Here is a 16662-nt window from a genome sequence, read left to right as displayed (position 1 = left end):
AACTGAAGTTGAGGGGAATCGACTCAACTTCTGGCGCGTTGGGACTGACGGGACCACAGTGGTCACCACACGACGACGCAGACGGAGGAAGAGTTGAGCCAGTTCGGTGCCGACAAGTTCACCACCCGCAGCCGCGAGGTCATCGAGGCCGCCCAGCTCGCCGCGACCACCGGCGGCAACACCACCACCGAGCCCATCCACCTGCTCGTCGCCCTGCTGAGGCAGGAGGACGGCGCCACCCGCAGCCTCGTGCAGAAGGCGGGCGTCGACCCGGCCACGCTGCTCGCCCAGGCCGAGCGCGCGCAGCAGCAGCTGCCCCGCGCCACCGGCTCGACCGTGCAGCAGCCCAGCGCGTCGGCCGCCCTGACCCGGGTGCTCGCCACGGCCCTCGACCTGGCCGGCTCGATGAAGGACGAGTACGTCGCCACCGACCACCTGCTGGTCGCCACCGCGACCGTCGAGTCGAGCGCGCAGAAGGTGCTCACCGACGCCGGCCTGACGGAGTCCGGGCTGCGCGAGGCGATCACCGCCGTGCGCGGCAACCGGCGGGTGACCAGCGAGAGCGCCGAGGCGTCGTACGAGTCGCTCGAGAAGTACTCCGTCGACCTCACCCAGGCCGCCGAGGAGGGTCGCCTCGACCCCGTCATCGGCCGTGACGCCGAGATCCGCCGGGTGGTCCAGGTGCTCTCGCGGCGCACCAAGAACAACCCGGTGCTGATCGGTGAGCCCGGCGTCGGCAAGACCGCCGTCGTGGAGGGCCTCGCCCAGCGCGTGGTCGCCGGTGACGTGCCCGACTCCCTCAAGGGTCGCCGGGTGCTGGCCCTCGATCTTGCGGCGATGGTCGCAGGCGCGAAGTACCGCGGCGAGTTCGAGGAGCGGCTCAAGGCCGTGCTCGAGGAGATCAAGGACGCCGGCGGGCAGGTCATCACCTTCATCGACGAGCTGCACACCGTGGTCGGCGCGGGCGCCGGCGGCGACTCCGCGATGGACGCCGGCAACATGCTCAAGCCGATGCTGGCGCGCGGCGAGCTCCACATGATCGGCGCGACCACGCTCGACGAGTACCGCGAGCGGATCGAGAAGGACCCCGCACTGGAACGGCGCTTCCAGCAGGTCTTCGTCGGCGAGCCGAGCGTCGAGGACACCATCCAGATCCTGCGCGGCATCCAGGAGAAGTACGAGGCGCACCACGGCGTCCGGATCACCGACGCCGCGCTGGTCGCCGCGGCCACCCTGAGCGACCGCTACATCCCCGGGCGCCAGCTGCCCGACAAGGCGATCGACCTCATCGACGAGGCCGCCTCCCGGCTGCGCATGGAGCACGAGTCGAGCCCCGAGGAGATCGACGTGCTCCGCCGCCAGGTCGACCGGCTCAAGATGGAGCAGTTCGCGCTGCAGAAGGAGACCGACCCGGCCTCCGCGGAGCGGCTCGAGGTGCTGCGCAAGGACCTCGCCGACCGCGAGGAGGAGCTGCGCGGCCTCGAGGCCCGCTGGGAGCGCGAGCGCGACCAGCTCCAGGGCGAGGGCGAGCTGCGCCGTCAGCTCGACGCGCTCAAGATCGAGGCGGACAAGAAGCTGCGCGAGGGCGACCTCGCCGGCGCCTCGGAGATCCAGTACGGCCAGATCCCCGAGCTCGAGAAGCAGATCGCCGAGGTCGAGAGGGCCGAGGGCGCCGACATCGAGCCGCTGGTCGGCGAGGAGGTCGGTGCCGAGCAGATCGCCGACGTCGTCGAGGCCTGGACCGGCATCCCCACCGGCAAGATGCTGCAGGGCGAGACCGCCAAGCTCCTCGAGATGGAGTCGGTCATCGGCCAGCGCCTGATCGGCCAGCGCGAGGCGGTCACCGCGGTCAGCGACGCCGTACGCCGCTCGCGCGCCGGCATCGCCGACCCCAACCGGCCGACCGGGTCGTTCCTCTTCCTCGGCCCGACCGGCACCGGCAAGACCGAGCTGGCCAAGGCGCTGGCCGACTTCCTGTTCGACGACGAGCGGGCGATCGTGCGCATCGACATGAGCGAGTACAGCGAGAAGCACTCGGTCTCGCGGCTCGTCGGCGCCCCTCCCGGCTACGTCGGCTACGACGAGGGCGGCCAGCTGACCGAGGCGGTGCGGCGCCGGCCCTACAGCGTGGTGCTGCTCGACGAGGTCGAGAAGGCGCACCCCGAGGTGTTCGACATCCTCCTGCAGGTGCTCGACGACGGTCGGCTCACCGACGGCCAGGGTCGCACGGTCGACTTCCGCAACACCCTGCTGATCCTCACCTCCAACCTCGGCTCCCACTTCCTCGTGGACCCGCTGATGGAGCCGGAGGTGAAGAAGGAGTCGGTGATGGGCGTCGTGCGCGCGCACTTCAAGCCCGAGTTCCTCAACCGCCTCGACGAGGTCGTCATGTTCGACGCGCTCACCAAGGACGACCTGGCGCACATCGTCGACCTGCAGCTCGCGCTGCTGGAGAAGCGGTTGGCGGTGCGGCGGATCAGCATCTCGGTCACCGACGCCGCGCGCGCCTGGCTCGCCGAGACCGGCTACGACCCCGCCTACGGCGCCCGACCGCTGCGCCGGCTGATCCAGTCGGCGATCGGCGACCCGCTGGCCCGGATGCTGATCGCGGGCCAGGTCACCGACGGCGGCTCGGTCACCGTCGACGTGGGTGAGGACGGGCTCGTGCTCAGCTGACCCCCGGGGGTCTCAGGGCGTGAGGCCGCGGAAGGCACCGCCGACGACCCCGTCGGTGCGCTGGTAGTCGCGCGCGGAGTCCATCAGGTTGTCGGAGGCGAGCGCGACCGCCTTCGACCCGGAGCGCAGGCTGTCGGACGCCGCGCCGAGCAGGGTCGTGACGGCCGCGGCGAAGACGGCCGCGCCGGGCACCTCGCCGAGGTCGGCCGCCTCGACCCGCACCCCGCGCACCGTCGACGACGCTGCGGACAGCTGGCCGCTCGGCTTGTCGAGGGCGTGGGAGGCCTCGCGCAGCGTGCCCGGCTGCACCTCGAAGTCCGCGGACAGGCCGAGCGCGGCAAGCGGGGTGACCGCGAGGTAGGGGTTGGCCCAGAGGTCGTCGTCGTCCGGCACGCCGGGGACCCAGGCCCAGTCGCTGCCGTCGTCGGAGTACTTCGCGGCTGTCGACTCGAAGGTCGTGACGAGGTTGCCGTCGACCTCCACGACCCCCTCCGCCATGGTGGGCAGCGGGTAGGGGTCGCTGCGCTCGCCCGAGTCGCGGTCCTGGACGACGAGGGAGCCGTCGTCGAAGCGGTTGGGGGAGGTGCTGAAGACGAACTCCCCGTCGCGCACGACCAGCCCCTGGGACTTGTCGGGGGTGTCGTGGACCTCCGGCTTGCCGCTGGCGTCCAGCACCGGCTGCCACCCGGACGGGCCCATCTCGTAGACGTGGAGCTTGTCGGCCCCGTAGTCGCCGAGGTAGAGCCTGCCGTCGTGGACGGCGGAGTAGGACCCTCCGGAGACGCCTTCCTGGACGCTGGTGGCGTTGACGCTGCCGCCGTTGCTCCGGCCCCGGATGTCCGACATCGAGTAGGTGTAGATCGTGCCCTTGTCGACGACGATGACCTGGTCGCCGTGCACGCTGACCCCGCCGGCGTGCGACGGTCCGGGAGCGGGCGGGTCGGCGTAGGGGTCGTGGACGCCAGCGAGGTCGACGTCGCCGATCTCCTGACCGGTGACGGAGTCGACCAGGGCCAGGGTGGACCTCCCGTCGGGGGTGTAGTAGCTCATCACGTAGGTGCCGGTGCGCGGGTCGTAGGCCAGCCCCTGCGGGATGAGCCCGCGATCGTCGCCGGTCGCGAGGGTGTTGGGGATGAGCGGACCGAAGGTGCTGCCGCTCTCCCCGGCCCACTCCTTGTTCTTCTCCAGCCCCTGCTCGACCCACTCGCGGGTCTCCTCGTCGAGGCTGTCGAGGTCGACGTCCTCCCCCTTGATCACCGCCGCCACCGCGGTCAGCTGCTGGCCGTAGGTGGCGCCCACCTCGACGAGCCGGGTGCGCACCACCATCGCGAGGAGCTGCTCGACGACGGGAACGAGGTCGCCGGGGCGGTTGCGCCAGAAGGAGATGTAGTGGTCGGCGTGCTGCACCGCGGTGCCGTACGCCGTCGCGGCGACGTCGAGGGCGCCGCGCGCCCGGGCGAGCGCGGAGCGGTTGACCGACACCCCGTTGGCGAGCTGCACGATGCGGGCCTGGAAGCCGACGGCGCCCGGCCCGCTCCAGTCGGTCGTGGCGGCCGCGTCGTGGATGCGGCCCCGGGCGTCGTCGAGGTCGTGCCCCACGTCGGCGAGGGTGTCCGAGGCGCCGGTGAGGGCGCTCCGCTCACCCGACACGATGCGCCGGTGGTCGATCTCCGGGTCGATCACGACCCACCTCCTGTCGGGTCGAGGTCGAGTGCCTCGTCGCCGGCGCCGACGGGGAAGAGGATGCGCTCGTCCGTGGTGCCGTCGACGGGGGTGCACCTGCCGTCGGGAACCCGGCAGGTGACCAGCGTCGAGGTGGTGCCGGGACCGATCTGCTGCCCCGTCGCCGGGCCGGAGATCGCGATCCCGACCACGGTCGAGTCGTCGAGCCACCACCGCAGGTCTCGCCGTGGCGTGCCGGTCCGGACCGGCACCGGGCGACCCTCCCGCGAGACGATCCGGTCGTCCAGGCCACGGTCGTCGATCGACCACGCCCCGTCCGGGCTGACCGGGTCGGCGGGGCTGCGTGGAGCCTGGTCGGTCGGCGTCACCTCGCCGTCGGGGAGGGAGACGAGGACGTCGCCCAGCCCCTCGACGACCGCACTCCCGGCGTCGGCGAAGCGCACCCCGAGGTCGACCTCCGCGTAGTCGCGCGCCAGGTCGTCCTGCTCCGGGTCGCCCATCGCGTCGGCGGTCTCGACGACCCGCTCCCCGGAGGTGAGGTCCACGACCACCGCCGTGCCCCGGGGGTGCCCGCTGAAGCGGTCGGCGGGTCCCGAGGTGGCGTCGACGAAGCCCACGTAGCGCCCGTCGGGTGAGCTGCCGATGGACTCGACGTAGACCGTCAGCCCGGTGTCGCTCACCCCGTCGCGGTCGGCGAAGCGCAGGGGCCCGGTCGTCATGGAGCCGTGCTCGGTGGCGGCCGCGTCGCTCGCGGCAGGGGTGAAGTAGACGCCGTCACCGGCCACGACGTAGGTCGCCATCGGGCCGCCGACGTCGACGGTGGTGCCGTCGGAGAGGTGGACGACGCCGCCGGAGGCCCACACCAGGCCGCCGGCCTCGACGGGGTCGGAGCTCGTCGTCCACGCCGTGTCGTCGGGCGGCCCGCTGGTCCCCTTCCCCCCGGCACCTCCGCCGCCCGTGCCCTCGGTCCCGCGCTCGCCCTCGCCGGGGGTGTCGGAGCAGCCCGCGCCCAGCAGCAGTGCTGTGGCGAGCACTGCTGCGAGCGGCGTGCGCGTGCGGGGGCCGGTGGGCATGGGAGCAGTGTGCCCTCGCCGGGCCCGGACAAACCGGCGGCTCCCGCCGGGGCCTCGGCGAGGTCTCGGCGGGGTCTCGGCGGGGTCGCGGCCTGCTGGGGGATGCTGGTCCCGTGACGACCACCGATGACGTACGCCCGTGGTGGCGGCTGCGGGACACCCCCGTCCCGGGCGGGGTGCCCGACCTGGCGAAGGCGCTGCTGTGGGCCGAGCTCGCCATCGTCCTGCTCCTCTCGCTCGGGCGCAGCGCGGTCTATTCGGTCGTCAGCATCGTCTCGGCGCTCACCGCCCCGGGTCCGCTGTCGTCGCAGGCGGCCAACCTCAACAACTCGCTGGCCCCCGACCGGCCGTGGCTCGACCTGACCTACCAGCTGCTGCGGATCGGCTTCGCGCTGGTGCCCGTCGCGCTGGCGGCCTACCTGCTGGTCCGCTCCGGCACCCGGCTGCGCGAGGTGTGGGCACGCGACGGCGGCTGGAGCACGTGGCGCGACTGGGGCCGCGGCGCCTGGCTGGCGGCCGGCGTCGGGTCGGTGGGCGTGGTGTTCTACCTCGCGACCTACGCGCTCGGCACCAACCTCACCGTCGTCGCGCAGTCGTTGCCGGGGGAGTGGTGGCGGGTGCCGGTGCTGGTGCTGGCCGCGGCGGAGAACGCCGTGCTCGAGGAGCTCGTGGTGCTCGGCTTCGTGCAGGTGCGGCTGCGCCAGATCGGCTTCGGCGACACCGCTGCCATCGGCCTCGCGGCCCTGCTGCGCGGCAGCTACCACCTCTACCAGGGCCTCGGCGGCTTCGTCGGCAACCTCGCGATGGGCCTGCTGTTCGGCTGGCTCTTCCGTCGCTGGGGCCGGGTGATGCCGTTCGTGGTCGCCCACACGCTGCTCGACGTGGGGGCGTTCGTGGGGTACGCCGTGCTCGCCGGGCGGGTCGACTGGCTGCCGACCCTGTGACCCGCCCGGCGAGGGGCGTTCATCGACGGATCTTGACCTTCTTGGAGGACCGCCGTGCCTTCTCGTAGCCCTTGGCCTTCGCGGTGACCTGCACGGAGATCTTCTTGCCGCGGTCCTTGGCGCGGACGCGGTAGGCGGCCTTCTTGGCGCCCTTGATCGCCTTGCCGTTGCGCAGCCACTGGTAGCGGACCTTGACGTTCTTCTTCGCCGGCTTGGGCTTCCAGCCCTTCACCTTGACCGAGAGGACCCGGCCGGCGCGCGGCACGCCACGGAGCTTGGGTCGCTTCGTGCGGAACGATGCCTTGCCGACCACGACCGGGGCCGAGACCGTCGCCACCGACGGGTAGAAGGGCGCGGAGCCCACGACCTGCACACTGAGGCTCTTGCCGATGTCGCGTCGCGACAGCGAGAAGGTGCTCGTGGTGGCACCCGGGACGGCGACGCCGTCGAGCAGCCACTGGTAGCCCAAGGTGACCGTCGGCGACCACGGCGTCGTGGTGGCCGTGGCCATGCCCTTGAAGCGCGGACTGCCGCCGACGGTGGTCACGCCCGGGTAGATCTGCGACTGGCGGTAGTTGGCCACGGCCGCGATCTGCTCGTTGATGGCCTGGGCGTTGTTGGCTGCGGCGGCGCCGGTGGTGCGGCCGCCGTAGGCCACGTTGGGGTTGGAGAAGTGGCTGATGCGGGGACAGGTCGGGCAGGCGGTCGGGTAGGCCATCACCGTGAGGAAGTTGCCCGGCACGTCGACGTAGCCGCGGGCGTACGGCTTGCCGCCGCTCGGCGGGAAGGACGCGCTCGCGTCGTGGTCGGCGCTGAGGTTGTGGCCGATCTCGTGGGCGAAGGTGAGGTTGGCGGTGGCGCACTTGTCGGCCCACACGACCGTCCAGGCCGCGCGCTCGGGATCGTAGGCGGGGTTGCCGCCGCCGAGGGCCCCGAGGCCGCAGGCGCTGCCGGAGGGGTAGGGACCACCGAGCCACAGGCTGACCAGGTCGGCGTGCGTCTCCTCGCGCAGCGCCTGGGCCTCGTCGAACACGCCGTCGCCCGGCGTGCCGAGCGCGCGGTAGTTGGCGTCGAGCGAGGAGTGCGGCGCCGCGGCGACCTGCCGGGTGCCGACCAGCCGGAGCTGCGTGCCGATGCCCGAGGCGGCGAACGCCTGGTTGGTCTGGGTGATGCCGAGGGCGAACTGCGCTTGCATCGCGGCCTCCCCACCCGCCGACGCGGGCAGCGAGGCGGAGTAGACGATGGCGACGTCGACGGTCGACGGCTCGTCGGCGGCGACCGGCACATCGCCGCCGCGCCCGGCCGGGACCTTGGCGTGCGCGTGGTCGGCGTGGATCGCTGCCTGCTCGGCGGGACGCACGGCGTCGTCGTGGGCGTCGGACGGGGACGGCACCTCGGTGACCTCGTAGCCGCCGCCGGGGACGCTGCTCACCTCGAAGGTGCCGTCGGCGGCTGACGCCACCTGCATCCGGACGACGCCGTCGACCTCCACGGCGGTGAACGTGCCGGTGGTGCCCACGAGGGACCCGGTCCACGACGTGACGCCGTCGGCGGAGGTGCGGTCGCCGACGGCCGCGGTGATCGTGGTGTCGTCGAACACCGTCAGGCTGATGCGGTCACCGGCTCGTACGTCGTCGAGCGCGGCCGCGTCGACGTCGACGGGACGCGAGCGCTCGTCGGCTGCCGCCCGAGACTCTGCATCGGCCTGGCGGCCGGTCCCGGCGGGGCCGAGCAGCTCGACGGCTCGCTGGTCGTCGCCGCGGGACGCGCTGGCGGTGGTGGCGGGCACCATGGTGGCGGTCAGGGCAAGGGCGCACAGGCCGGCGACGCCGACGAGTGTCCTGCTGGTGCTCCTGCGGATGGGCACGGTGATGGGCACGGAGTCCCCCTCTCTGTCGGACCCTTCGTGCCCCGCGTGGCGCGCCGCAAACCCGCGCCGGGCGGGCTATTCGCCCGTCTCGACCTCCTCGCGCTGCTCCCGCTCGGCGACGACCGGGCGGCGCCGGCCGAGCATCCCGCCGGCCCAGAGCGCCCACACGACGAGCACCGGCTGGAAGAACAGCCGCGCCAGCCGCGCGCGGTCGGTGTCGAGCCCGAACGCGTCGGTGCCCTCGACGTACTGCGCGATGTTGCCGGGGAAGATCGCGATGAAGAAGGCGGCCAGCAGCGCGCCGACGGTGCGTCGGTGCCTGGGCAGCGCGACGAACGCGCCGCCCAGCGCGATCTCCACGACACCGGAGCCGAGCACGGTGAGGTCCTCGTCGACCGGGAACCAGTCGGGGACCTGCGCCTGGAACTCCTCGCGCTGCGTGGTCAGGTGCATCACCCCCGCGCCCACCATCGCCGAGCCGAGCAGGACGCGACCGAGGGTCTGTGCCTTCATGGCGCCACCCTAGGTCGGGGTGTGGATCGGGGCCTACGAGCCGGGCGGGAGCAGCACCCCGGGGTTCATCAGGCCGGCCGGGTCGAGGGCCTGCTTGACCGCGCGCATCAGGTCGACCTCGACGTCCGACTTGTAGGACGCCGCCGCGGCCGCCTTGGTGCGACCGAGGCCGTGCTCGGCGCTGATCGAGCCGTCCTCGCGGGCGACCGTGTCGTAGATCGTCGCGGTCAGGTCGGCGGCCGCGGCGCGCAGCGCGTCGTCGTCGCTGCGGCCGTCGGCCAGGGGGGCGTTGAGGTTGTAGTGGAGGTTGCCGTCGCCGACGTGGCCGTAGGTCACCGGCCGCACCCCGGGGCAGACCTCCTGCAGCAGCGGCGCCGTGGCCTCGGTCCACGCGGCGAGCCGGGCGATGGGCAGCGTGACGTCGTGCTTCAACGTGGCGCCCTCGACCTTCTGCACCTCCGAGATCCCTTCGCGCAGTGCCCAGAGCGCCGAGCGCTGGGCCGGGCTGCCGGCGATCGCCGCGTCGGACGCCACGCCGGCCTCGACCGCCGCGCCGAGCAGCGACTCGAGGGCCTCGTCGAGACCGTCGTCCACGGCGGACCCCGCGAGCTCCACCAGGACGTACCAGTCGCTCGGGGCGGCGAGGGGGTCGCTCGCACCGGGCAGGTGGGCGAGGACGAGGTCGATGGCCTGGCGGTTGGCGATCTCGAACGTCGACAGGTGCACCCCGGCGTGCTGCTGGGCGAAGGCGAGCAGTGACACCGCGGCGGCGACCGACGGCACCGCGACCCAGGCGGTGGCGCGGCGCGGCGTGGCGGGGAACAGCCGCAGCACCGCGCCGGTGATGACGCCCAGCGTGCCCTCCGAGCCCACGAACAGCTGCGTCAGGTCGTAGCCGGTGTTGTCCTTGCGCAGCCCGCGCAGCCCGTCCCACACCCGGCCGTCGGGCAGCACGACCTCGAGGCCGAGCACCAGCTCGCGGGTCATGCCGTAGCGCAGCACGGCCGTGCCGCCGGCGTTGGTGGCGAGGTTGCCGCCGATCGTGCAGCTGCCCTCCGAGCCCAGCGACATCGGGAACAGCCGTCCGGCCTCCGCGGCCGCGGCCCGCACGTCGGCGAGCACGACGCCGGCGTCGACGGTGATCGTCCCGGCCACCGGGTCGACGTCGCGCACGTCGCGCATCCGGCCGAGCGACAGCACGACCTGGCGGCCCGACCCGTCCGGCACCCCGCCGCCGACCAGCCCGGTGTTGCCGCCCTGCGGGACGACCGGCGTACGCGCCTCGTGGCAGGCGCGCAGCACCGCAGCCACCTCGTCGGTGGAGCCGGGGCGGACCACGGCGAGCGCGCTGCCGCGGTGCACGCCGGTCCAGTCGACGACGTAGGGCGCGACGTCGGCCTCGGCGCTCAGCACGTGCGCCTCGCCGACGGCGTCGCGCAGGCGGTCGAGCAGGCGGTCGGGCAGGCGGGCGGGCAGGCGGGCGGGCAGGTCGGTCACGGGGTCTCCTCAGGGGGTGGGTCAGCCGAGCACGAGGGCGATGAGCAGCACCACGGGCAGCGAGGCCACGGTGGTGACCAGGATGGTCTCGCGGGAGACATCCTCGCCGACGCGGTAGCGGGTGGCGTGCAGGAAGATGTTCTGGGCGGTCGGCAGCGCCGCGGTGATCACCACGCCCAGCAGGGCGCGGCCGTCCAGCCCGAGGCCGGCGGCCACGGCCCAGGCGACGGCCGGCATGACGAGGAGCTTGAGCACGCTCGCCAGCAGCACCTCGCCGTTGTGGCCCGCCCGGCCGAGCGGTGGGCTCAGCCTCAGCGCGGCGCCGTACGACATCAGCAGCAGCGGGATCGCCGCGCCGCCGAGCAGCTCGAGCGGGTCGAGGACCACCTGCGGCAATGTCCACCCGGTGGCCGCCAGGACCACCCCGACCACGGCGGCGACGGTGAGCGGGTTGGTCACCAGCCGCCGGGCCACCGCGCGGACGCCGTTGCCGCGTCCGGTGATCCGGTCGAGGACGACCAGGGAGGGCGGCTGCACCAGCAGCATCTGCACCAGCAGCGCGGGCACCACCACGGTGATGTCGCCGACGACGTAGGCCGCGATGGCGATGCCGAGGTTGCCCGCGTTGACGTAGGACGACGACAGCGCGCCGATCAGCAGCGGGCCCGTGGAGAGCCGCCAGCGCAGCCGCGCCACCACGGCGTACGTCGCGAACACGACGCCCAGCGACACCGACGAGGCGACGAGGTTGATCGCCGCCGACTCCAGGTGCACCCGGCTGATGGTGACGAGCAGCAGCGCAGGGGAGGCGACGAAGAACGCGATCTCGCCGAGCGTGCGCTGCGAGCGCCGGTCGAGGACACCGGCGTGCGCGAGCCCGGCGCCGGCGGCGATCACGACCAGGATGGTCGCGAAGCCGGTCAGCAGGTCCATCGCTCCCCCGTCCGGTGCATCGTGCGATAGCCAGCCCGTCTTGGACGCGGCGACCGTGGCCCCGCAAGGATGGCGTGGTGACCTCCGACACCCAGCACCCGGTCCGCGTCGTCCAGCTCGGAGGGCTGATGCCCTTCGTGCGCGAGTGGCTCGCCGAGCGCTACGCCGCCCGGTCGCTCGACGACCTGTCCGACCCCTCGGGCGTGCGCGTCGCGGTGGTCGGCGGCGGGGCGCGCGCCGGCGCGGCCGAGATGGACGCGCTCCCCGACCTCGGCGCGATCGTCAACTTCGGCGTCGGCTACGACAACGTGGACGTGGAGGAGGCGCGCCGCCGCGGCATCGTCGTGTCCAACACCCCCGACGTCCTCACCGACGCGGTGGCCGACCTCGCGGCCTTCCTCGTCGTCGACGTGCTGCGCGGGATCACGGCGGCCGACCGGTTCGTGCGCAGCGGGGCGTGGGCCCGGGGTGAGCGGATGCCGTTGACCCGCGACGTGCGCGGGGCCGTCGTCGGGGTGCTCGGCCTGGGGCGCATCGGCACGGCCGCCGCCGAGCGGCTGGAGGCCTTCGGCGCGGTCGTGCACTACCACTCGCGCAGCCCCAAGGACGTCGCGTGGACCTACCACGACAGCCCGGTCGCGCTCGCCCGCGCGAGCGACGTGCTGGTCGTGCTCACCCCGGGCGGTGCGGGCACGGACAAGCTGGTGGACGCCGACGTGCTCGACGCCCTCGGCCCCGAGGGCCACCTCGTCAACGTCGCCCGCGGCTCGGTCGTCGACGAGGACGCGCTGGTCGCGGCGCTGGAGGACGGCCGGATCGCCGGCGCGGGGCTCGACGTCTTCGCCGACGAGCCGCACGTGCCCGAGGCGCTGCTCGCGCGCGACGACGTCGTGCTGCTGCCGCACGTCGGCAGCGCCACGGTCGAGACCCGCGAGGCGATGGCCCGGCTGGTGCTCGACAACGTCGCGGCGTTCCTGGAGCGCGGCGAGCTGGTGACCCCGGTCGGCTGAGCCGGCGCTCCTCATCGGTCCCTCAGCCGGACGTGGTCCGGGGTGAGGGCGGCGACGCTCGGCGCCCCCATCATGCTCATCGCGCGGCGCATCTCCCCGGTGAGCAGGTCGAGCACGTGGCTCACGCCGCGCTGGCCGCCGACCATCAGGCCGTAGAGGTAGGCGCGCCCCACCAGCACCGCCGTGGCGCCGAGCGCGACGGCCGCGACGACGTCGCCCCCGGTGCGTACGCCCGAGTCGAGCAGCACCTCCGCCCGCCCGTCCACCGCGTCCACCACGTCGGGCAGCAGCTCGAGCGGCACGGGCGCGCGGTCGAGCTGGCGACCGCCGTGGTTGGACAGCACGATCGCGTGCGCGCCCGCGTCGACGGCGGTCACCGCGTCGCGCGCCGACTGCACGCCCTTGACCACGACGGGGCCGTCCCACTGCTCGCGCAGCCAGGCGATGTCGGCGGGCCGGATCTGCTGCTCGCGCAGCTCGTTGGACATGCCCCACCGGGCGTACGTCGAGCCCTCCGGGAAGGTGGCGAACCGCAGCGGCTCGGTGGTGAGGATGTCGGCGACCCAGCGCGGGTGGCGCGCCATCCCGACCATCGTGCGCGCGGTGAGCTGGGGCGGGATCGCGAAGCCGTTGTGCTTGTCCTTGCGCTTCATGCCGGTCACGGTCGTGTCGATCGTCAGCATCAGCGCCTCGTAGCCCTGGGCGCGCGCCTCGTCGAGGTGCGCGCGGGTCACGGCGCGGTCCTTCATCAGGTAGGCCTGGAACCAGTTCCGCCCGCCCGGCGCCGCGTCCGCGACGTCGGTGATCGACGTGGTGGCGTAGGTCGAGAGCGTGTAGGGGAGCCCGGCCTGCGCGGCCGCCGCGGCCACCGCGCGCTCGCCGGTGTGGTGGCTGAGCCGGGTGTAGCCGGTGGGGGCGAGGACGATCGGCGCGGCCGTGGGACGGCCGAGGAGCGTGGTCGCGGTGTCGGGCTCGGCGACCTGCTCGAAGGAGGTCGGGCGCAGCTCGACACGGTCGAACGCGTCACGGTTGCGGCGCATGGCGTGCTCGCCGTCGGAGCCGCCCTCGACGTAGTCCCACACCGCTCCCGGCACCCGGCGGCGGGCCAACCGCTCGACGTCGTCGACCGACAGGCACCGCGCCAGCCGACGGCCCACGGCGGTCCGCTCGACCGGCCGCGGGTGGAGGAACGGCTCGAGGTCGTGCCACCGCGGGACCTGCCGGCTGCTGCGGACCTGCGTCATCGAGTGCTCCTGACCGTGGCTTGACGTACTTGTGTAATGAGTTGCAGACTCATCATACAAGTTTGCGACGACCCGAGGAATCCCCATGACCCAGACCCCCACCGCCCCGGCCACCTCGTCGGCTGTTGCCACCGGGCCCGGCACCGGCGACCGCATCCGGAGCGTGACGCTGTCCCACGTCGTACTGCCGCTGCCCAACCCGGTCAGCGACGCCAAGGTGCTCACCGGCCGGCAGAAGCCGTTGACCGAGACGGTCATGCTCTTCGTCGAGCTCACGACCGAGCAGGGCTTCGAGGGCATGGGCTTCAGCTACAGCAAGCGCGCGGGCGGCAAGGCGCAGTACGCCCACCTCAAGGAGGTCGTCGAGGTCGCGATCGGCCAGGACCCCAGCGACATCGCCAAGATCTACGAGTCGCTGATGTGGGCCGGCGCCTCCGTCGGTCGCTCCGGCGTCGCGACCCAGGCCGTCGCCGCGCTCGACGTCGCGCTCTACGACCTCAAGGCCCGCCGGGCGGGGCTGCCGCTGGCCAAGCTGCTCGGCGCGCACCGGGACTCGTGCCGTGTCTACAACACCTCCGGCGGCTTCCTCCAGGCCTCCGTCGAGGAGATCAAGGAGAAGGCGACCGCCTCCCTCGCGTCCGGCATCGGCGGCATCAAGATCAAGGTCGGCCAGCCCGACTGGCGCGAGGACCTGCGCCGCGTCGCCGCGCTGCGCGAGCACCTCGGTGAAGGCCCGCTCATGGTCGACGCCAACCAGCAGTGGGACCGCGCCCGCGCGCGCCGGATGTGCCGTGAGCTCGAGCAGTTCGAACTGATCTGGATCGAGGAGCCGCTCGACGCCTGGGACCACGTCGGCCACGCCGACCTGTCGCAGACCTTCGACACCCCGATCGCCACCGGCGAGATGCTGACCTCGGTCGACGAGCACATGGGCCTGGTCGACGCCGGCTACCGCGGCATCGTGCAGCCCGACGCCCCGCGCATCGGCGGCATCACGCCGTTCCTCCGCTTCGCCACCCTCGCCGCCCACCACCGCCTCGACCTGGCGCCGCACTACGCGATGGAGATCCACCTCCACCTCGCGGCGACCTACCCCACCGAGCCGTGGGTCGAGCACTTCGAGTGGCTCAACCCGCTCTTCGAGGAGCGCATCGAGATCCGCGACGGGCGGATCTTCGTGCCGGAGCGTCCGGGCCTCGGGTTCACCCTCACCGAGCGGATGCGCGAGCTCACGGTGGAGACCGCTACCTTCTCGGCATGAGCACCCTGTCGGCGAGCGTGGTCGCCGGCCTCAAGGACAAGATCCTGGCCGGCGACCTCGCGCCCGGGGCCAAGCTGCCGTCGGAGGCCGAGCTCATCGAGGAGTACGGCGTCTCGCGCACCGTCGTGCGGGAGGCGGTGACCCGGCTGCGGGCGGAGGGCCTGGTCGAGACCCAGCAGGGGCGCGGGTCGTTCGTGCTCGCCGTGCCGGAGGCGTCGTCGTTCAGCGTGGAGTCGTCCGCGATCCGCTCGCAGGCCGACGTGCTGGCGATGCTCGACTTCCGCATCGGGGTGGAGAGCGAGGCGGCCGGGCTGGCCGCGCTGCACCACACGGCCGCCGACGCCTCCGCGATCGAGCAGGCGATGGCGGGCTTCACCCGCGCCGGCCACGTCGGCGCCGTCGAGGCCGACTTCGCCTTCCACCTCGCCATCGCGCGGGCGACGGGCAACCGGTTCTATGCCGACCTGCTCGGCTCGCTCGGGCCGATGATGATCATGCTGCCGCGCACCCGCCTCGCCGAGCCGTACTCGATGACCGACGCCACCCACGTCGAGCGCGTGCGGCGCGAGCACGACAACGTCGCCGCCGCGGTCCTCGCCGGCGACGTCGACACCGCCCGGGCCGCCATGCGGCTCCACCTCGGCAACACCCGCCGCCGCGTCACCTGACCCCTCCCGTGTCGAGTGGGCGCGTCCTGACGGCTGTGGTGGGTGGAGTGGGCGCATCCTGACGGCTGTCGTAGGTCGAGTGGGCGCGTCCTGACGGCTGTGGTGGGTCGAGTGGGCGCATCCTGACGGCTGTCGTAGGTCGAGTCGGCGCATCCTGACGGCTGTGGTGGGTCGAGTCGGCGCATCCTGACGACGGTGCGGCGTCCAGTCGGCGCATCCTCTCGACGGGAGGTGTCAGGACGCGCCGACTCGACCCGAGAAATGCGTCAGGACGCGCCGCCTCGGCGCCGCTTGCCGCGGGCGACCTCGGTGCCGAGTGCATCGAGCTTGTGCTCCCAGAACACGCGAAACTGCTCCACCCATGCATCCGCCTCGCGGAGGCCGGTCGGGTCGACGGCGTAGAGCCGGCGCGTGCCCTCGGCGCGGACGGTCGCGAAGCCGTGCTCGCGCAACACCTTGAGATGCTGGCTCACCGCCGGCTGGCTGATGCCGAACTCGCCACGGACGATCGCGGCCACCTCGCCGGCGCTGGTCTCGCCGGCGGCGAGCAGCTCGAGGATCCGACGGCGCACGGGGTCGCCGAGGACGTCGAACGCGTGCACCTCAGGCCGGGGGCTCGGCGCCGGTGTAGAACGCCGCGGTGCGCGCGGCCGCCGCGCGGGAGGCGGCCGGGTCGTCGGACGAGGCCGCGTCGGCCTCGCCCCACTCGGTCGCCGAACCACTCATGAACGCCAGCCCGCCGGCGGACGCGCCCCACCCCTCGACCTGCTCGTGGGCGATGGGCGTGCCGGTGGCGAGGTGCTCGGCCAGGCCCATCAGCCCGAGCTCCCAGCCGACGCCGACCGCGCCCGGTCCGTAGGTCGCCCAGTGCTCGCTCGCGCGTACGTCGGCGGCGTGCCGCAGGGTGAGCGTGGTGGTGTCGCCTGCCGTCTCGAGGTCGACGTCGACCCAGGTGGTCTGGTCGCCGAACTCCCAGCTGATCGCGAAGTGCTTCGGCTCGTCGCAGGCGGTGACCTCGCCGCCGGCGTTGCCCTCGACCTGGAAGCGCCCGCCGAGTCGCAGGTCGCCGGACACCGGGGCGAACCAGCGCGCGATGCGTTCGGGATCCGTGACGGCCTGCCAGAGGTCGTCGATGTCGGTGGGGTAGGTGCGGGAGGCGACGACGACCTTCACGGGCGTCCCCTCATGGGTGCTGTCCTCGACGGCGCGGGTCACCGCGCCCAGATGCTTGGCAACGTCGAACATGGCCCGAGATTTTCACTCACCAGTTATATAAGTCAAGGACTATTG

The 16662-nt window shown here is 73.1% G+C and carries 14 protein-coding genes; 5 read left to right on the top strand and 9 right to left on the bottom strand.

All coding sequences use genetic code 11. The features are described from left to right. Positions 1 to 93 precede the first annotated feature (93 nt). Entirely contained in the window at positions 94 to 2676 is a 2583-nt protein-coding gene (clpB, locus tag AC3X7Z_RS06025) for an ATP-dependent chaperone ClpB (RefSeq protein ID WP_186339372.1), read from the top strand. 12 nt (positions 2677 to 2688) lie between these two features. Here clpB and AC3X7Z_RS06020 read toward each other — a convergent pair whose 3' ends face one another. Both AC3X7Z_RS06020 and AC3X7Z_RS06015 read right to left on the bottom strand, forming a co-directional pair. After that, positions 2689 to 4359 carry a WXG100 family type VII secretion target gene (locus AC3X7Z_RS06020; RefSeq protein ID WP_489975326.1) on the bottom strand — a complete coding sequence of 557 codons (1671 nt, stop codon included), beginning with the start codon at positions 4357 to 4359 and terminating at the stop codon, positions 2689 to 2691. Next, positions 4356 to 5432, bottom strand: a complete 1077-nt coding sequence (locus AC3X7Z_RS06015; protein WP_489975325.1) for a hypothetical protein — start codon at positions 5430 to 5432, stop codon at positions 4356 to 4358. The genes AC3X7Z_RS06020 and AC3X7Z_RS06015 overlap by 4 nt, the downstream gene beginning before the upstream one ends. 113 nt (positions 5433 to 5545) lie before the next feature. On the opposite strand from AC3X7Z_RS06015, the gene AC3X7Z_RS06010 reads away from it, so the two are divergent. Continuing rightward, entirely contained in the window at positions 5546 to 6376 is an 831-nt protein-coding gene (locus AC3X7Z_RS06010; protein WP_489975324.1) for a CPBP family intramembrane glutamic endopeptidase, read from the top strand. Between the two features lie 19 nt (positions 6377 to 6395). On the opposite strand, the gene AC3X7Z_RS06005 is transcribed toward AC3X7Z_RS06010, so the two are convergent. The 4 genes from AC3X7Z_RS06005 to AC3X7Z_RS05990 form a co-directional block, all read right to left on the bottom strand. Further along, positions 6396 to 8255, bottom strand: a complete 1860-nt coding sequence (locus AC3X7Z_RS06005) for a reprolysin-like metallopeptidase (protein WP_489975323.1) — start codon at positions 8253 to 8255, stop codon at positions 6396 to 6398. Between the two features lie 66 nt (positions 8256 to 8321). Continuing rightward, a complete protein-coding gene (locus tag AC3X7Z_RS06000) occupies positions 8322 to 8759 on the bottom strand; it encodes a DoxX family protein (protein ID WP_489975322.1) in 438 nt (145 codons plus the stop codon). A 33-nt stretch (positions 8760 to 8792) separates the two neighbouring features. Next, positions 8793 to 10256, bottom strand: a complete 1464-nt coding sequence (locus tag AC3X7Z_RS05995; RefSeq protein ID WP_489975321.1) for an FAD-binding oxidoreductase — start codon at positions 10254 to 10256, stop codon at positions 8793 to 8795. A 21-nt stretch (positions 10257 to 10277) separates the two neighbouring features. Beyond that, positions 10278 to 11189, bottom strand: coding sequence for an AEC family transporter (locus tag AC3X7Z_RS05990; RefSeq protein ID WP_489975320.1), 912 nt, complete (start codon positions 11187 to 11189; stop codon positions 10278 to 10280). Between the two features lie 77 nt (positions 11190 to 11266). Here AC3X7Z_RS05990 and AC3X7Z_RS05985 point away from each other — a divergent pair, with 77 nt between their 5' ends. Continuing rightward, positions 11267 to 12199: a 2-hydroxyacid dehydrogenase gene (locus AC3X7Z_RS05985; RefSeq protein ID WP_489975319.1), complete on the top strand. Its 933-nt coding sequence runs from the start codon at positions 11267 to 11269 to the stop codon at positions 12197 to 12199. An 11-nt stretch (positions 12200 to 12210) separates the two neighbouring features. Here AC3X7Z_RS05985 and AC3X7Z_RS05980 read toward each other — a convergent pair whose 3' ends face one another. Next, positions 12211 to 13443 (bottom strand): alpha-hydroxy acid oxidase, encoded by a 1233-nt coding sequence (locus tag AC3X7Z_RS05980; RefSeq protein WP_489975318.1) that lies wholly within the window; start codon positions 13441 to 13443, stop codon positions 12211 to 12213. A gap of 85 nt (positions 13444 to 13528) precedes the next feature. On the opposite strand from AC3X7Z_RS05980, the gene AC3X7Z_RS05975 reads away from it, so the two are divergent. After that, positions 13529 to 14704: an L-talarate/galactarate dehydratase gene (locus AC3X7Z_RS05975; protein WP_489975317.1), complete on the top strand. Its 1176-nt coding sequence runs from the start codon at positions 13529 to 13531 to the stop codon at positions 14702 to 14704. Further along, on the top strand, positions 14701 to 15372 hold the full coding sequence (locus AC3X7Z_RS05970; RefSeq protein WP_489975316.1) for a FadR/GntR family transcriptional regulator: 672 nt from the start codon (positions 14701 to 14703) through the stop codon (positions 15370 to 15372). The genes AC3X7Z_RS05975 and AC3X7Z_RS05970 overlap by 4 nt, the downstream gene beginning before the upstream one ends. Before the next feature lie 266 nt (positions 15373 to 15638). On the opposite strand, the gene AC3X7Z_RS05965 is transcribed toward AC3X7Z_RS05970, so the two are convergent. After that, positions 15639 to 15974 carry an ArsR/SmtB family transcription factor gene (locus AC3X7Z_RS05965; protein ID WP_186339364.1) on the bottom strand — a complete coding sequence of 112 codons (336 nt, stop codon included), beginning with the start codon at positions 15972 to 15974 and terminating at the stop codon, positions 15639 to 15641. A 1-nt stretch (position 15975) separates the two neighbouring features. Beyond that, positions 15976 to 16617 (bottom strand): SRPBCC family protein, encoded by a 642-nt coding sequence (locus AC3X7Z_RS05960; protein ID WP_489975315.1) that lies wholly within the window; start codon positions 16615 to 16617, stop codon positions 15976 to 15978. Positions 16618 to 16662 lie beyond the last annotated feature (45 nt).

It is taken from the genome of Nocardioides sp. Z24_21, from assembly GCF_058134345.1.
This window is presented reverse-complemented; position numbering and strand designations above follow the sequence as displayed.